This window comes from Microbacterium resistens NBRC 103078, from assembly GCF_001552355.1.
GTDB classification, from domain to species: domain Bacteria; phylum Actinomycetota; class Actinomycetes; order Actinomycetales; family Microbacteriaceae; genus Microbacterium; species Microbacterium resistens.
Map to the genome: position 1 here is coordinate 1 of NZ_BCRA01000099.1, position 15,894 is coordinate 15,894.

18 protein-coding genes are annotated in these 15,894 nt (G+C 71.7%); 7 read left to right on the forward strand and 11 right to left on the reverse strand.

The annotated features are described in order from the left end of the window. Positions 1-313, reverse strand: a 313-nt coding sequence (locus tag MR1_RS15010; RefSeq protein WP_067248627.1) for a PLD nuclease N-terminal domain-containing protein, incomplete at its 3' end; no start/stop codon positions are given. A 129-nt stretch (positions 314-442) separates the two neighbouring features. Here MR1_RS15010 and MR1_RS15015 point away from each other — a divergent pair. Then, a complete protein-coding gene (locus MR1_RS15015) occupies positions 443-712 on the forward strand; it encodes a DUF4229 domain-containing protein (protein WP_067248629.1) in 270 nt (89 codons plus the stop codon). Positions 713-767: 55 nt separating this feature from the next. Here MR1_RS15015 and MR1_RS15020 read toward each other — a convergent pair whose 3' ends face one another. From MR1_RS15020 to MR1_RS15030, 3 genes are read right to left on the reverse strand one after another with little or no spacing between them, the layout of a single operon-like run. Then, entirely contained in the window at positions 768-1,412 is a 645-nt protein-coding gene (locus tag MR1_RS15020) for a dihydrofolate reductase family protein (RefSeq protein ID WP_067248633.1), read from the reverse strand. After that, positions 1,409-1,723: a DUF4287 domain-containing protein gene (locus MR1_RS15025; protein WP_067248637.1), complete on the reverse strand. Its 315-nt coding sequence runs from the start codon at positions 1,721-1,723 to the stop codon at positions 1,409-1,411. The genes MR1_RS15020 and MR1_RS15025 overlap by 4 nt, the downstream gene beginning before the upstream one ends. Positions 1,724-1,744: 21 nt before the next feature. Then, positions 1,745-2,107: a cupin domain-containing protein gene (locus MR1_RS15030; RefSeq protein ID WP_067248642.1), complete on the reverse strand. Its 363-nt coding sequence runs from the start codon at positions 2,105-2,107 to the stop codon at positions 1,745-1,747. Between the two features lie 86 nt (positions 2,108-2,193). On the opposite strand from MR1_RS15030, the gene MR1_RS15035 reads away from it, so the two are divergent. Beyond that, positions 2,194-3,198, forward strand: a complete 1,005-nt coding sequence (locus MR1_RS15035; RefSeq protein ID WP_067248645.1) for an ArsR/SmtB family transcription factor — start codon at positions 2,194-2,196, stop codon at positions 3,196-3,198. A gap of 9 nt (positions 3,199-3,207) precedes the next feature. Here MR1_RS15035 and MR1_RS15040 read toward each other — a convergent pair whose 3' ends face one another. The 3 genes from MR1_RS15040 to MR1_RS15050 all read right to left on the reverse strand — a co-directional run bounded on the left by MR1_RS15040 (position 3,208) and on the right by MR1_RS15050 (position 6,556). Further along, complete coding sequence (locus MR1_RS15040) at positions 3,208-4,179, reverse strand: 1,4-dihydroxy-2-naphthoate polyprenyltransferase (RefSeq protein ID WP_067248649.1); 972 nt, start codon at positions 4,177-4,179, stop codon at positions 3,208-3,210. A 519-nt stretch (positions 4,180-4,698) separates the two neighbouring features. Further along, on the reverse strand, positions 4,699-6,036 hold the full coding sequence (locus MR1_RS15045; RefSeq protein ID WP_067248652.1) for an aminotransferase class I/II-fold pyridoxal phosphate-dependent enzyme: 1,338 nt from the start codon (positions 6,034-6,036) through the stop codon (positions 4,699-4,701). A 58-nt stretch (positions 6,037-6,094) separates the two neighbouring features. Then, entirely contained in the window at positions 6,095-6,556 is a 462-nt protein-coding gene (locus MR1_RS15050) for an Lrp/AsnC family transcriptional regulator (RefSeq protein WP_067248654.1), read from the reverse strand. Between the two features lie 72 nt (positions 6,557-6,628). On the opposite strand from MR1_RS15050, the gene MR1_RS15055 reads away from it, so the two are divergent. Continuing rightward, positions 6,629-8,062 (forward strand): DUF6421 family protein, encoded by a 1,434-nt coding sequence (locus MR1_RS15055; RefSeq protein ID WP_067248658.1) that lies wholly within the window; start codon positions 6,629-6,631, stop codon positions 8,060-8,062. Further along, a complete protein-coding gene (locus MR1_RS15060; protein ID WP_067248661.1) occupies positions 8,055-8,744 on the forward strand; it encodes an SDR family NAD(P)-dependent oxidoreductase in 690 nt (229 codons plus the stop codon). Before MR1_RS15055 ends, MR1_RS15060 begins: the two co-directional genes overlap by 8 nt. A gap of 39 nt (positions 8,745-8,783) precedes the next feature. Here the strand turns inward: MR1_RS15060 and MR1_RS15065 are convergent, their stop codons facing one another. Continuing rightward, entirely contained in the window at positions 8,784-9,512 is a 729-nt protein-coding gene (locus MR1_RS15065) for a TMEM175 family protein (RefSeq protein ID WP_255218169.1), read from the reverse strand. 31 nt (positions 9,513-9,543) lie between these two features. Next, positions 9,544-11,139: an MFS transporter gene (locus MR1_RS15070; RefSeq protein WP_409366266.1), complete on the reverse strand. Its 1,596-nt coding sequence runs from the start codon at positions 11,137-11,139 to the stop codon at positions 9,544-9,546. Between the two features lie 75 nt (positions 11,140-11,214). Here MR1_RS15070 and MR1_RS15075 point away from each other — a divergent pair, with 75 nt between their 5' ends. Then, positions 11,215-12,285, forward strand: coding sequence for a threonine aldolase family protein (locus tag MR1_RS15075; RefSeq protein WP_067248664.1), 1,071 nt, complete (start codon positions 11,215-11,217; stop codon positions 12,283-12,285). Between the two features lie 109 nt (positions 12,286-12,394). Here MR1_RS15075 and MR1_RS15080 read toward each other — a convergent pair whose 3' ends face one another. Beyond that, positions 12,395-13,021 carry an NUDIX hydrolase family protein gene (locus MR1_RS15080; RefSeq protein ID WP_067248667.1) on the reverse strand — a complete coding sequence of 209 codons (627 nt, stop codon included), beginning with the start codon at positions 13,019-13,021 and terminating at the stop codon, positions 12,395-12,397. Positions 13,022-13,122: 101 nt separating this feature from the next. Between MR1_RS15080 and MR1_RS15085 the strand changes: the two genes are divergently transcribed. Next, the gene (locus MR1_RS15085; protein WP_067248670.1) at positions 13,123-13,788 is read left to right on the forward strand and encodes an alpha/beta hydrolase; all 666 of its coding nucleotides are present in this window, start codon (positions 13,123-13,125) and stop codon (positions 13,786-13,788) included. Between the two features lie 323 nt (positions 13,789-14,111). On the opposite strand, the gene MR1_RS15090 is transcribed toward MR1_RS15085, so the two are convergent. Further along, positions 14,112-14,378 (reverse strand): hypothetical protein, encoded by a 267-nt coding sequence (locus tag MR1_RS15090; RefSeq protein ID WP_217996234.1) that lies wholly within the window; start codon positions 14,376-14,378, stop codon positions 14,112-14,114. Between the two features lie 373 nt (positions 14,379-14,751). Here MR1_RS15090 and MR1_RS15095 point away from each other — a divergent pair. Further along, positions 14,752-15,894: ATP-binding cassette domain-containing protein (locus tag MR1_RS15095; RefSeq protein ID WP_067248673.1), on the forward strand; the 1,143-nt coding region annotated here is incomplete at its 3' end.

Below are 15,894 nucleotides of genomic sequence, written 5' to 3' on the forward strand. Positions count from 1 at the left end.
CGTCCAGGCGGGCGAGCTCCTCCTCGAGAGCGCGGATGCGGCGCTCCTGCTCCGCCTCGCTGATCCGCCGCAGGTGCGCGGGATCGTTGTCGAGCGGCACGAACAGGTCGCCCCGGGGAGAGGAGCCCGGCCGGGCGCGCCCGATGACGAACCACAGGATCCCGCCGATCACGGGGATGAGCACGACGATCGCGATCCATGCGCCCTTGGACACGCCCCGGTGGCGCGTCGCCGGCTGAACGGAGCAGTCGACGATGCTGTAGATCCAGAAGAAGGCGGCCAGGATGCCGCCGATCACGAGAAACCGCGCCACCCTTTCAGTGTAGGCATGGCGCCTGAGGCGCGGCTCCGTGTCGGGGCGCGAACGACGGATCGTCGCCCAGCTGTGACCGGGCCCGGTCGCTCACAGCGGACGCCTCAGCGCCTTTCGTAGACTGGCACGGTGAAGCTCCCGCCCCTGCTCGTGTACTCCGTGCTGCGGCTGCTCGCGTTCCTGGTGCCGCTGGGCATCCTCTGGTTCTTCTTCCCGATCTTCCGGGAGTTCTGGTGGCTCGCGGTGCTGTTCGCGGCGTTGATCGGCATCAGCATCTCCCTGCTGTTCCTGCGCGCCCCGCTGTCGAACGCGTCCCGTGAGATCTACGAGCGCCGCAGCGACCGGGAGAACCGACGCAGCGACGAGGACGTGGAGGACGACGCCGCCGGCGAGCGGTGATCCGCCGCGGCGACGCCGCATCCGTCCGCGTCTGCGTCCCGCCGCGTCGTCGCGGTCAGCGACGACGGAACGTGACGTGGATCGTGCCGCTCTCGGCCGTCTCGCTGCTCACCGCATAGTCGGACTCGAGCCCGCGCAGATCGTCCCAGAGCCGCAGTCCCCTGCCGAGCAGGATCGGCGCGATCCCGACGTGCAGCTGGTCCACGAGGCCCTCCGCCAGGAACGCGCGCACGGTCCGGACTCCCCCGCCGATGCGCACGTCCGCGTCGCCGGCCGCCTCGTGCGCCCGGGCGAGCGCGTCCTTCGGCGACAGGTCGACGAAATGGAACGTGGTGCCTCCGCGCATCTCGAGATCCGGGCGCGGACGATGCGTGAGCACGAACACGGGGACGTGGAACGGCGGCTCCTCGCCCCACCACCCGCGCCAGTCCGGATCGTCGGGATGGGCGTGCAGCCCGAACATCCCGGCGCCCATGATCTCGGCCCCGACGCCGGTGAAGTACGCCGCCGCGTACTTCTCGTCCACACCCGTCGTCCCGGCCCCGGACTCGTCGCCGAACACACGCCGGCGCATGGTCCTCGTCGCGGCGTACGCCTCGACGAGCCGGAACCAGTCCTCGCCCATCGGGTTCTCCGGGGTCTGGTCCGTCGTCGACGCGAAGCCGTCGAGGGAGATGTTGAGGTCGGCGCGCACGGTCATCGGCCGGTTCCCTTCCGCGCGGACACGTGCGGGTTCGTCGCCTGTCCGTCGAGCCAGAGCGTGTCGGAGGCGTCGCCGTGCGAGCCGCCGCGGCCGACGTGCGCGTCGCTGATCCGCGGGCCTTTGGTGATCACGTGGACGAGCGCCATGCCGTGTCCGCGGCCGAGGTCGTAGTCCGCCTTCAGCCAGTCGAGGATCGGCCCGGCCTTGGTGCCGGGGCCGAATCCGCGCTCGGCGGCGCGCTCGACGAGCTGCCTCGGCGTCAGACCGGTCTTGGTCTCGATGGTGTCCAGGTATGCCTGAAAGGACATGGTTGTCTCCTTGGGAATGGGTCAGTCGTTCTCGTCCAGGAAGGTCTGGACGATGGTGTCGGAGGCGTGGATCCCAAGGATCCGCAGGGTGCCGGTGCCGACGTTCACGAACCGGTGCGGGACGTGTGCGGGACCGGTCGCGGTGTCGCCCGCGGAGCCGCGGAACGTCTCCGCGCCGACCGTGAACTCCGCCTCTCCCTCGATCACGACCCACGTCTCCGGGTAGGGGTGCCAGTGCAGCCCGGGGCCCTCGCCGGGCTCATTCTCCACGTAGAAGTAGGAGATCCCCGCCCCGTGCTCGCTGCCCTCGAAACGACGGCTCGCGCGGGTGCCGATCCGGATCCGCTCGGGGTGCACGATCGGGTCTGCGATGGTGTGCGTCATCGTGTTCCTCTCTCCTCGTTCGGGGCCGTCTCCGCGGCCGCGAGGCCACTCTTCCCGCGACCGGGTGGACGCCGTAGAGTTTCGACGTGGATCGAAACTCGGACTCTCCGCATCACGTCGACTTCCACCTCGGGCCCGGCGACCTCCAGGCCGTGCGATTCGGAATCTCCCCGGGGCACGAACTGGCCCACGCCGTCCGCATCCTCGTCCGCCCCGAGGACCATCCCCTGCAGTGGGGATGGCTGCGTCAGGTGCGCGACCGGTTGCCGCCGGAGCCGTTCGCCGTGCTCGTGCACGTGATCGGCGCGGACGGCTACATGCCCGACTTCCTCACTGCCGCCGCCCGCTGGGACATGACGCCCGCCGACGAGCTCGCCGCCCTGAAGGAGGCGCCCCTCGCGGGAATGCGCGTGGATCTCGGCAAGATGGTGATCCGTTCCAGCGGACGTCGCCAGGACGCGCTCCGGCGCATGCAGGAGCGTCCCGAGCGCGCTCGCGCGGTCATCGCCGATGCCTGGGAACAGGTGTGGGAGGCCGCCCTCGCCCCCGTGTGGCCGCAGCTGGAGCGGCTGCTGCGCGCCGACATCGCCGTGCGTTCCCGCGTCGTCGCCTCGGCGGGGCTGGCCGCCATGGCCTCGGACATCCATCCCGCCGTCAGCTGGGGCGACGACGCGGTCCGCGTGCGCCTCCGCCGGCACAGCGAGGAGGTCGACTGTCGCGGAAGCGGCCTCGTGCTCGTGCCCTCGGTCATGTCGTCCTGGGGGTGCATGGTGCTGACGGAGCCGCCCGCGCAGCCCACGCTGTTCTACCCCGCCCGCGGAGTCACCGCCGGATGGGCACGGGATGCGGCGGACCTGGCCGGTGCGCTGGGAGCGCTGGTCGGTCCCGTCCGGGCGCGGATCCTGCTGTCCGGTCATGTCGCCCGGACGACGAGCCAGGTGGCCGCCGAGACGGGAATCGCCGTGTCGACCGCCTCCCACCACCTCACCGTGCTGCGGGACGCCGGTCTCGTGGAGAGCAGGCGCGACGGCGCGCGCATGCTCCATCTGCGCACACCCCTGGGCGAGGCCCTCGTGGGCGCCGGACTCTGATCCGTCCGCTCAGCCGATGAAGGCCCAGAACAGTCCACCGGCGTAGGCCAGCGCGCCGAGCGAGGTCAGGGCCAGCGCCACGACCAGCTCCTTCGGCTCCCGGTACATCCACACGATCACCACGGCCGGCAGGATCGCGAGGAGCGCGAGCAGAGCCAACCACGCGATGGGGTAGAAGAGCGCCAGGTACACCACGGCGGCGAACGGCAGGATCGCGAAGGCCGTGTAGAGGATCTGCGTCGCGCGCCGGCCGATGACCACGGTGAGCGTGCGCTTGCCGGCCACGCGGTCCTGGTCGATGTCGCGGAGGTTGTTGGCCAGGAGCACGGCGCAGGCGAACAGCCCGGCGCAGACCGCGCCGAGCCAGGCCTCCTGCGGCAGGTCCTGCACCTGCACCCAGGTGGTGCCGAGCGTGGCGACGAGGCCGAAGAAGACGAAGACGAACACCTCGCCCAGCGCGTTGTAGCCGTAGGGCCGCTTCCCGCCGGTGTAGAACCAGGCGGCGACGATGCAGACGGCGCCGACGGCGATCATCCACCACTGCTGGGTACGGATGACGATCGCCAGGCCGGCGATCGCCGCGAGGCCGAAGAACACCAGGGCGACCACGAGCACCGCACGCGCCGGGACCCGTCCGGAGGCCGTCAGCCGGGCCGGTCCGACCCGGTGCGCATCCGTGCCGCGCACGCCGTCGCTGTAGTCGTTGGCGAAGTTGACCCCGATCTGGAGCAGCACCGCCACCGCGAGGCATGCGAGAGCGATCACCCAGTGGAAGGCCGGATCGCTCAGCCGGGCCGCGCCCGTGCCGATCAGCACCGGGGCGATCGCGAGCGGCAGCGTCCGGGGGCGGGCGGCGCCGATCCAGTCGCCGACGGTCACCGGACGAGCCTCCGCGACGGGACGCTTGGCCGGATTGCCGGATCGGGAGTAGGTCTTCGGGCGCGACGGGGTCGCCGCGCGGGAGCGCTTCGAGGATGCCACGCAGGAATCCTAGTGCGGCCCCCTTTGCCCCACCGTCCGTTGAGGGAGGAGTGCCGCGCCCAGCCCCGGGTCACCGCGTTTCGACTCGCGGAGACCCGCACTGAGCGAGCGAAGCGAGTCGAAGTGTCGCTCAACGACCGAGAGCCGCCACTCCCCCGGTCGTTGAGCGAGGAGCGCAGCACCGAGACGAAACGGTGTCGCCCCGGGTCACCGCGTTTCGACTCGCTCCGCTCGCTCAACGACCGAACCCGCCACTCCCCCGGCCGTTGAGCGAGGAGCGAAGCACCGAGACGAAACGCACCCAGCCCCGGGGTGCCGCATTTCGACTCGCTCCGCTCGCTCAACCACCGAACACCGCCACTCCCCCGGTCGTTGAGCGAGGAGCGCAGCACCGAGACGAAACGCACCCAGCCCCGAGTCACCGCGTTTCGACTCGCTGCGCTCGCTCAACGACCGAACACCCGCCCCCACCGGTCGTTGAGCGAGGAGCGAAGCGCGCAGCCCCGGCCGACGGCCGAGTCAGCGGCGGGTGCGGGCGCGGGCCTCGTCGATGGCGGCGCGCAGATCGTCCGAGAGCGCGCGGAGCTCGTCCTCGTCCAGGGTGTGCGTCGTCAGCCGGATCTCCGGTGCGGACTCGTCGGGCTCGAGGTGGAAGACGCCGCCGGTGCGGACCAGCCAGCCGCGGCGCATCATGGCCTCCGACACGGCGCGCGCGTCGACACCGCACTCGACCCAGACGTTCAGCCCGTCGTCTCCGCGTGCCGTGATCCCCCGCTCGCGGAGGAGGCCGCGCAGCGCGTCGTTCCGGGCGCCGTAATGCGACGCGGCTCGTTCCAGCGCGGCGGGGGTGTCCGGATGATCCAGCATCCCGACCGCGACCCGCTGCAGGATCCGGCTCACCCAGGTCGTCCCCGGAGACAGTCGCGCTCGCAGCTGAACGGCGGTGTCCGGGTCGCTCGCGAGCAGCGCGAGGCGCAGATCCGGCCCCAGGAACTTCGACATGGACCGCACCAGCGCCCACCGCGCATGCCCGTCCGGGACGACCGAGTGGTACGGACGGCGGGAAAGGAGCGAGTAGTGGTCGTCCTCGACGATGAGGACGTGGGGGTATGCGGCGAGGACACGGCGCAGTTCCTCCGCACGGCGCGCACTGAGGCTGATCCCGGTCGGGTTGTGGGCCCTCGGGGTGCAGACGACCGCCCGGGCGCCCGTGTCGAGCGCGGCCCGCAGCCCGTCGACCGTCATGCCCTCGTCGTCGAGGGGGATGCCGACGGCCCGGTAGCCGCCCAGCTTCACCACGTTGATGCTGGAGAGGAAACAGGGATCCTCCATGGCGACCGCGTCACCGTGCGCGAGACTCGCCGCGAGGAGCCGCTCCAGGGCGTCCACCGCGCCCGACGTGACGGTCAGCTCGAACGGCCGCGGCTGCGCCTGCGCGAGCCACGGCGTCGCCCACGACCGCAGCCCCGCATCGATGAGGTCCTCGCCGTACAGGGCGCTCGTGCGCAGGTCGAGCTCCGAGAGGACCGGCAGCGGCAGCAGATCCGGATCCGGATTGCCGCTGCCGATGTCGCGCAGCACCGTTCCCCGGGCGAAGCCCTCCTCCTCGGTGAGCACGGCGCCGGCGACCACCGTGCCGGCTCGGCCGCGACTGGTCACGACCCCGGCGCGGGCGAGGGAGCGGTAGGCGGACGACACCGTGTTCCGGTTCACGCCGAGCTCCTCGGCGAGGGCGCGCACGGTCGGCAGCGCGTCGCCGGCCGTCAGCGCGCCGGTGTCGATGCGCACCCGGATGCTGTCGGCGATCTCGCTCGCCGTCGTGCCATGGATCCGGCCCTCGGTCGTGCCCTGGGTCATCCGCCCTCCTCGCGCCCAGCCTACGGGGCCGGGGATCGCCGCCCGACGATCGGCCGGGTCAGTCGCCGGCCGGCGCCTGGGGCACGATCGGACGGTGCTCGTAGAAGGTCTGCAGGACCACGGTGGTGCGCGTGCTCACGTTGGCGGCGAGGCGGATGTCGCGGACGAGCTGCTCCAGCGCGCGGGGCGTGGGCACCCGGACGAAGAGCATGTAGCTGGCGTCGCCCGCGATCGAGTGGCACGCCTCGATCGCGTCGAGGTGCTCCAGGAGCTCGGGCGCGTTGTCGGGCTGGGCAGGATCCAGCGGGGTGATCTCGATGAACGCCGAGAGCGGACGCCCCACCGCCTCCGGGTCGACGATCGGGCGGTAGCCGCCGATCACCCCGCGCGACTCCAGCTTGCGAAGCCGCGACTGCACCGCCGAGACGGACAACCCCACCTGCTCGGAGAGCTGGGCCAGCGTGGCGCGACCGTCCCGAGAGATCGCGGCCAGGATCGACAGGTCGACAGGATCATCCATGAATGGAAGAATAGTCTCGTCAACCCGCTTCTGCCGGAAAATTTCCGGCATGATCCTCGATCGGAGGTCCCGATGTCCATCACTTCCCCCATGCACGCGCAGGCCATCATCGGCGAGCCCGAGGTCGTGGAGGACGCCGCCACCGCCGAGCGCTCGGCGGCGTGGACACTTCTCAAGGACGCCGCGATCGCGATCCGCCCCCTGCAGATCAAGGACGGGTCGATCCCGAACGCCGCCGACCACGAGGCCGCGCGCGCCCACGTCGCCGCGATCATCGCCGGCATCCGCGCCCTCACCCCGGCCTTCCCGCACGACGCCGACTACCTCGCCGCGTCGGTGAAGGACTTCCAGCGCTGGGCCGACGAGGGCTTCGGCGTGCCCGACTTCCTCGACTCGCTGGTGGCCTTCCAGCCACAGCAGCACCGCATCGACGGCATCCGCCATCTCGTCGTCTTCCCGATGTACACGCAGAACGGCTCCAGCGACCGCCTCGTCGAGGCACTGATCGTCGAGACCATCTGGCCGGAGTTCATCGCCGAGCTGGAGGCCGGCGACTACGGCAACAAGCTGTTCGTCTCGCTGCGCCTGGTCGACTTCACCCCGGGCTACGACACCAACTCGGCCGTGCTGTTCCCGGAGACCGTCGCGATGCGCGAGATCCCCTCGTTCACGTGGGGCGCGATCTTCCAGGACCGCGAGGCGGCCCGGTACCGCCGCGTGGTGCGCGCCGCCAGCGAGATCACGAACCTCGACCTGCCCGAGCGCGCCGCCGCGATGCTCGACGACCAGCAGACGACCGAGAAGACGTTCGTGATGTGGGACATCATCCACGACCGCACGCACATGCGCGGCGACCTGCCGTTCGATCCGTTCATGATCAAGCAGCGGATGCCGTTCTTCCTCTACTCGCTCGAGGAGATGCGCTGCGACATGACGGCCTTCCGCGAGTCGGTGAAGATCGAGCGCGCGTTCGACGCGCGCGTCGCCGCCGGCGAGCAGCTCACCGAGACCGAGCAGGAGATGCACGACTACGCGCACCTCGTGCAGTACGCGGTGATCTTCGACCGCATCTTCCGCTTCGCGATCACGGGCAACCGCACCCGCAACTACGACGCGGTCGGCGGCCAGCTGCTGTTCGCGTGGCTGCACCAGCGCGGCGTGCTGCACTGGACCGACACCGCCCTCGCCTTCGACTGGGAGAACGTGCCCGACGCGGTCGTGGCGCTCGGGGACGCGATCGACGACCTGTACTGGCACTCGATCGACCGCCCGAAGACCGCGCACTGGCTGGCCGCCTACGAGCTCGTCCGCGGCACGCTCACCCCGCACCCGGCGTCGCAGTGGGCGCGCGGCCTGAGCGACGAGATCCTCGCCGGCGCCCCCAAGGGGTACACCGACGCGGTGATGGACGACGAGTTCCCGCTGTCGATGTTCTTCGAGACGCTCGACAAGAAGATGAAGCCGGTGATCGAGTCGACGGTCGGGATCCGCGGCACGGATGACTGACACCGCACGCGGCGCCGCCGGGCGCGTCGTCCTCCTCGCGGGGGCGACGAGCCCGGCGGGCCTGGCCGTCGCCCGCACCCTGGTCACGACCGGGGCGCGGGTGATCGCGGTGGGCCGCGACCCGCAGAAGCTCGAGGCGCTCGCCGCTGCGGCCGTCGGTGGTCATCCGGTGCGCACGGAGGTCTGCGGGCTGACGAACGAGGCCGAGGTGGCCGGGCTCGCGACGCGGCTCGCCGCCGAGGACATCCACGTCGACGCGGTGATCCCGCTCGTCGGCGGGTGGCGCGGGGGCGGAGGCCTCGCGGGGCAGACCGAGGCCGACTACCGGGCGCTGGAGGCGTCGTTCACGGCGGTCCGGGTGGTCAGCCGCGCGTTCGACGCGGACCTGCGCGCCTCGGACGCGGGCCGCTTCGCGATCGTGTCCTCGACGGCCGTGGCGCGCCCGCTCGCCGGCGGCGCGAACTACGCTGCGGTCAAGGCGGCGAGCGAAGCGTGGACACGCGCGGTCGCCCACGGCTTCGCCAAGGCCGCGCGCGACGCGGGCGAGCCGCTGCGCGCCGCGGCGGTCGTTTTCCGTGTCCGCAGCCTCGACGACGTGCGCGACGAGCTGGCCGCGGCGGTCGCCGGGCTCTGGGACCAGGACGCCGACGCCCTCAACGACCGCATCATCGACATCGCCTGATCCGCGGCACCCACGGCCCGAGCGCCGGGTCCCGCGGACTCAGCGGACTCTTCCCGCGTCTCCGGCGCCGGCGGACGTGCGCTCCGCCCGCGCAGACCGGCGGCCGAGGATCGCCTGTGCCGGCGCGGAGAGCACCATGAGGAACATCGCCCAGTAGCCGACGGCCGGGATCAGCACGGCGACGAGCAGCGCGATCCCGAACAGGGCGCAGAGCACGATCTCCACCCGGACGCCCTCGGTGAGCGCGGCGTCGGGGATCCTGTGCAGCTCGGGGTGCGCCCGAAGGTACAGCCGGGTCGCGAGCATCAGCAGCGCGGTCACGAGGAGCGTCCCGATGTAGAGGACCTTCTGCACGGTGTCGGTCTCCATGGACCCCAGCATCGCGGTCGGCACGGGAAGCCAGACGATCGTGAACATCCAGGCGACCTGAAGCCAGACGAGCGCGTTCGTCGTGCGCTCGACCCGGTCGAAGACCCGATGATGGGTGATCCAGGACACCGCGATCAGGACGAAGCTCATCGCGAAGCTGACGAGCTGGCCGTTCTCCTCCGAGAGGTATTCCAGGACCGTCCGTCTCTCCCGGCCGAGCTCGATCACGCTCTCCATGAGCGGGAGGATCAGCAGCGTCATCGCGATCGCGACCACGGCGTCCACGAACGCCTTCAGCCGCTCGGCGGAGAGGACGGCGTGCCGCTGCTCGGCGGGGCGGTGGCGTGTCGCGCTCGACGCGCTCGCGGTCGGAGGCTGGTCGTGCTCGTCGTCCGTCACCCGCACATGCTTCCGCGGGAGCCGGTCGTCGTCAAGCCTCCGGTCCGGGGCGCCGCGTGTCCGAGGCGGGCGGCCCGTCGACCGGGTCCGGCGTCACCAGCCCGCCACGCGTCGCGGGCGGCGCCACCACGATCGGCGTTCCGACCGCTTCCCCGGCGGATGCGACCTCGCCCTCCGTCGTGCCTGTCTCCGCCGCGCCGGCCTCCTCCGCGGTGTCGTCGCCCGTTGCGCGGTCGTCCGCGGCGGTCGGGTCGCTCGCCGGCGCTTCGGCATAGCTGGCGCTCACGGACCGGTAGGCCCGGGTGGTGAAGGCGATCAGACCGAGACCGATCGTGACGAGCCCGGCGAAGAAGAAGATCACCGCGATGCCGCGGGCGTCCCCGACGCCGACCAGCCACTCCCAGTGGGCCGACCCTTCCCGGGACTCGACGTAGGGGATGATCACGTACTGCGCGATCGGCGCGATGAGGAACGCCGTGACCGGCGCCGCGGAGGCCTCCATCGCCGACGCGAAACCGAAGACCCTCCCCTGCCGCTCGAACGGCACCACCTTCTGGATCACCGTCTGCTCCGCCGCCTCGATCGCGGGGATGAGCATCATGTAGATCCACATGCCGATCCCGAACAGGACCCACCAGTCCCGGATCGCGAACAGGGACCCGACGGCACCGGTGACGATCACCAGCAGCAGCATCGTCCGGATCGGATTGCGGCCGAGGCCGCGCGCCGCGATGACCAGCCCGCCGATGATGAACCCCGTGGACGACACGGCGAGCATCACGCCCCACCACTGCACCGGCATGAGCTCCAGGCCGTAGGGGTCCATCAGCGCCATGTAGACGCCGCCGACGAGGTTGTTGAACATCGCGAACAGCAGGAGGACGAACAGCCCGGGAACGGCGCGGATCGCGGCGATGCTCCCGCGGAAGTCCAGCGCGCTCGGCGCGTTCGGATCCACCTCCGGCTGCTTCTCGGGGATCCGCACGAACACGATGTGCACGAGGGAGACCAGGGTGAACAGCACGGCGATCGCGAGCGTCCCGCCCATCCCGAGGAATCCGATGGCGAGGCCGCTGAACACGCTCGTGACGATGAACGCGAGTCCCTGGACCGTGCCGACCCAGCCGTTGGCGTTGGCGTGCCGGTCGACGGGCACCAGCAGCGTGACGGTCGTGGACAGCGCGATGTTGCGCATCTGCTCCACCACCGCGCCGAAGAGGATGATGCCGGCGAACAGCCAGAACCATGGGCCGCCGAAGTCCAGGAGCGCCCGTTCCGGCTGCCAGAGGTAGATGAGCCACGCCGCGACGAACGCGACCGCGGTGACCGCACTGGAGAAGAGGAACACACTGCGCTTGCGGTGACGGTCGACGATCGTGCCGAACACCATCGAGAAGATCGCGACGAGCAGCATGTACGCGCCGCCGACGATCCCGGTCGCCATGACGTTCTGCGTCTCCAGGTACACCCAGAACGTCAACGCGAACCAGAGGAAGCTGGTGGTGACGTTCGCGACCATCGTGTTCACGAGCACCTGGACGAAGCTGCGCACGCCGTGTCGCTGCGCATCGGTGAGCGGCGTCTTCGCCGCGTCCGGGGCGGGCGCTGCGGGGGAGGTTGCGTCCATGGCGACGAGGGTACGCGCGGCCTCGGACATCGCACCAGGGTCGGGAGCGGATCGGCCGCCGCGTAAGCTTGAGCGGTGACCGAACAGCTCCACGACACGGCCCTGCGCGGCTTCGCCTCCGACAACTACTCCGGCATCCACCCCGAGGTCCTGGCGGCCATCGCCGCGGCCAACGACGGCCACCAGATCGCCTACGGCGAGGACGCGTACACGACCCGCCTGCAGGAGGTCTTCCGCGCGCACCTCGGCGACGGCGTCGAGGCGTTCCCGGTCTTCAACGGCACGGGCGCCAACGTCGTGGGCCTGCAGTCGATGCTCCCCCGCTGGGGCGCGGTCATCGCCGCCGCCACGGCGCACATCAACGTCGACGAGGGCGGGGCGCCGGAGCGGGTCGGCGGGATCAAGCTCCTCACGGTCCCGACGGAGGACGGCAAGCTCACCCCGGAGCTCGTCGACCGCGAGGCCTGGGGCTGGGGCGACGAGCACCGGGCGCAGCCGCTCGTGGTCTCCATCACGCAGTCGACCGAGCTCGGCACGCTGTACAGCGTCGAGGAGATCCGCGCCCTGGCCGATCACGCCCACGAGCGCGGCATGCGGCTGCACATGGACGGCGCGCGGGCGTCGAACGCCGCCGCCGCGCTGGATCTTCCGCTGCGCGCGTTCACCCGCGACGCCGGCGTCGACGTGATGAGCTTCGGCGGCACGAAGAACGGCGCGATGCTCGGCGAGGCCGTCGTGATCCTGAACCCCGAGGCCTCCTCCGGCCTCGTCTACGGACGCAAGCTCAACATGCAGCTGGCGTCGAAGATGCGCTTCGTGTCGGCCCAGCTCGTCGCCCTCCTGGAGGGCGACCTGTGGCTGCGCAACGCCCGGCACGCGAACGCGATGGCCCAGCGCCTGCGCCGCGCGGTCGAGGCGGGGATCGCCGACGGATCCATCCGGGGCGTCGCGTTCACGCAGGCCACGCAGTCCAACGGTGTCTTCGCGACTCTGCCGGACGGCGTCGCGGACCGCCTGCGCGAGACGTTCCGCTTCTACGACTGGGACGCCGCGCGCAACGAGGTCCGGTGGATGTGCAGCTTCGACACGACCGAGGCCGACGTCGACGCCTTCGTCGCCGCGCTCTCCCGGCTGACGTCGGCCTGACTCCGGTCTCCGTCGGGCCCCGGTGCGGCGGGTTCGGGGTCCGTTCCGGGGCTTCGGGGCGTGTCATCGCGGCGATCCTCCCCGGATCGAGCCCCGAACGCGACGGCGCTCAGCGCAAGAGGCCGAGGTGCGCCAGGGCCTGGCGGACCAGCGTGCCCCGCCCGCCCTCCATCTCGGCCGCGAGCGCGTCCGACGCCGCCTCCTCAGGCGAGAACCAGGTCACCTCCAGGGCGTCCTGACGCGGCTCGCACGTGCCGGTCACCGGCACCACGAACGCCAGCGACACGGCGTGCTGCCGGTCGTCGTGAAAGGCGCTCACGCCGGGGATCGGGAAGTACTCCGCGACGGTGAAGGGCACCGGCGACGCGGGCAGCAGGGGGAACGCCATCGGGCCGAGGTCGTTCTCGACGTGGCGGAACAGGGCGTCGCGGACCGTCTCGCCGAAGCGCACCCGTCCCGAGACGATCGTGCGCTTGATCTCCCCCATCGGTGTGGCGCGCAGCAGGATCCCGATGTCGGTCACCTGCCCCGAGCCGTCGGCGCGGACCGGGATGGCCTCGACGTACAGCATCGGCAGCCGACGACGCGCCTCGGCCAGCTCGAACTCGCTCAGCCACGCCGGGTTTCCCGACAGGGCGGACTCGCCGAAGTCACCGGCATCCCCGAAGCCGAGATCGCCCGGGTCGGGCAGGTCCTCGCCGTCGGCGGGATCGGGATCAGGGGTGCGCACGGCCATGGTCCCTTTCTACCAGCGCGCCGTCGGTCTGACACGGTCATCCACAGCCCGGGCCCACGACCGATCGGGGCGCGCACGGGGGACGCTGGCAGGATGGACCCATGACCGCGACCCCCGTCATCGACCGCTCCGCGGTGCGCCGCGCGGGCAGGCCCGGCGACGCGCCGCTCCTCGTCCTCCTGCACGGGTACGGCTCGGACGAGAGGGACCTGCTCGCGCTGGCGTCGTTCCTGCCCGAGTCCCTCGCCGTGGTGTCGCTGCCCGCGCCGTTCGCTGCGCCGTGGCCCCTGCCGGGGCGGTCCTGGTACCCGATCGAGGAGCTGGAGCGCCGCGACGCCTCCTCGGTGACGCGCGCCGCCGCATCCGTGCTGGAGTGGCTCGACGACGAGGTACAGGCCGCCGGGACCACGGCCCCGGTCGCCCTGCTCGGGTTCTCCCAGGGGGCGTCCGTCGCCCTGCAGGCGCTGCGGCTGGCACCCGAGCGCATCGGCGCCGTCGTCAACCTCTCCGGCTATGCCACACCCGGCGACCTGCCACGGGACGACGAGCTCCGCGCGGATCGCACCCCGGTGTTCTGGGGGCGCGGCACGCACGACGACGTGATTCCGCCGGTCCTCGTGGAGCACACCGCGCAGTGGCTCCCGGACCACGCCGAGCTGACCGGCCGCGTCTATCCGGGTCTGACCCACTCGGTCTCCGAGCAGGAGCTCGCCGACGTCCACACCTTCCTCACGCGCTGGATCGACGGCCTGCCCCCCGTTTCCTGAGGCGGTCCACCGCGTTTCGCGTCGTCGCTGCGCTCCTCGCCCCCGGTCGTTGAGCGAGCGAAGCGAGTCGAAACGCGTACCAGCCCCGGGTGAGCGCGTTTCGACTCGTCGCTGCGCTCCTCGCTCAACGACCGGAAAGGGTGTTGTCGGTCGTTGAGCGAGCGCAGCGAGACGAAACGAAGCAGGGTCGGGTCGCCACGTTTCGACTCGTCGCTGCGCTCCTCGCTCAACGACCGAGAACCGCCACCACGTATAGACCCGTCGCTGCGCTCCTCGCTCAACGACCGAAGGAAGGAGTCGCCCGAGCCGGACCGAACGGGCGCTCAGCGGCCGGGGAGGTCCGAGGGGCCGTCCGCGTCCGGGGAATGGTCCGGGTCGGGGGAACCGTCGGGGCGCCCACCGGAACGGCGACCGGCCGCGGCGAAGGCGAGGGCGACGGCCACGCCGACGGCGAGACCGATCGCGATCCCCAGGCCGGGATTGCCCAAGCCCGCTCCCAGGGCCGTCCCGATCGCGATCCCGAGCGCCATGCCCAGGCCCCAGCTCATGCGCTGGCGCGCCTCGTGCGGACTCATCCGGTCGTCTGCCATGCCTCCACGGTACGCAGGGCCGGCCGCCACGGCATCCCCCGCACGGCGGACCCGGTCCGCCTCGCGGCGGGCGACACGCCCGGGTTGCACGGAAGCGACGACCGCGGTACAGTCGAGCGTCCTGTCCGCCGTGTCTGGAAGTCCCTTGATCTGAATCGTCGTCTCCGCGTCCTGTCCACGCGCTGATCCGACGATCCTTCCCGCCACCGGCCGCCTGCCGTTCTGAGCCGCCCCTTCCGGAGCCGCTCGACGAGCAGGGATCCGCCCGCCGCCGGCCTCGCCGCCGGGCACCGGTCCGCACGGCGCCCGTCTCCGTCCGGAGGCCTCGGGAGCCACCGGGATCAGCGCACCCGCACACCCCCGGGAGCCGCTCATGTCAACACCCCTCAACCATTCCTCCGTCGTCCTCGACCGCGTCAGCTTCACGTGGCCGGACGGCACCACCGCCCTCGACGCCGTCTCCGGCGCGTTCGGCGCAGGCCGTACCGGCCTCGTCGGGCGCAACGGCTCGGGCAAGTCCACGCTGCTTCGCCTCATCGCAGGGGAGGAGACGCCGACCGCCGGCCGGATCACGACCGGCGGCGACGTCGCGTACCTCCCGCAGCGCCTCACCCTCGACACGCACGCCCGCGTCGCCGAGCTGCTCGGCGTGGCCGAGGCGCTCGACGCCGTCCGCGCCATCACGTCCGGCGACGTCGACCCCGCCCACTTCGACGCGGTCGGCGACGACTGGGACGTGGAGGCGCGGGCCACCGCGTCCCTGGCCGAAGCCGGCCTCGACCCCTCGTTCCTGGACCGGACGGTCGGGGAGCTCTCCGGAGGCGAGGCCGTCCTCGTCGCGATCGCGGGGATCCGGGCCCGTCGGGCGCCGATCACGCTGCTCGACGAGCCGACGAACAACCTCGACCGCGACGCGCGCGCCCGTCTCGGCGACATGGTGCGCTCCTGGCGCGGGGCGCTCATCGTGGTCAGCCACGACGTCGCGCTCCTGGAGCTGATGGACGACACCGCCGAGCTGTACGCCCACACGCTGAGCGTGTTCGGCGGCCCGTACTCCGCCTGGCGCGCCTGGCTGGACGCGGAGCAGGAGTCCGCGAAGCAGGACGAGCGCGACGCGGCCCAGGCCCTCCGCAAGGAGAAGAGGCAGCGGATCGAGGCGGAGACCAAGCTCGCGCACCGGTCCCGCACCGCCCGAAAGGCGGAGCTGGAGAAGCGCGTGCCGAAGATCGTCGCCCACGGCCGAAAGATGGCAGCCCAGGTCTCGGCGGGAAGGCTCCGCGGGGAGGTGCAGGCGAAGGAGGCGGAGGCCCGGCAGGCCCTCGACGAGGCCGGTCGGCGCATCCGCGACGACGCTACGATGAAGATCGAGCTGCCCGATCCGCTGGTGTCCCGCACCCGCCGGATCGCGACGCTCGGCGACGGCGAGCGATCGTGGGTCGTCCAGGGGCCGGAGCGGGTCGCGCTGGTCGGGCGCAACGGCGTCGGCAAGACGACGCTGCTGCGACGGCTGGTCGCC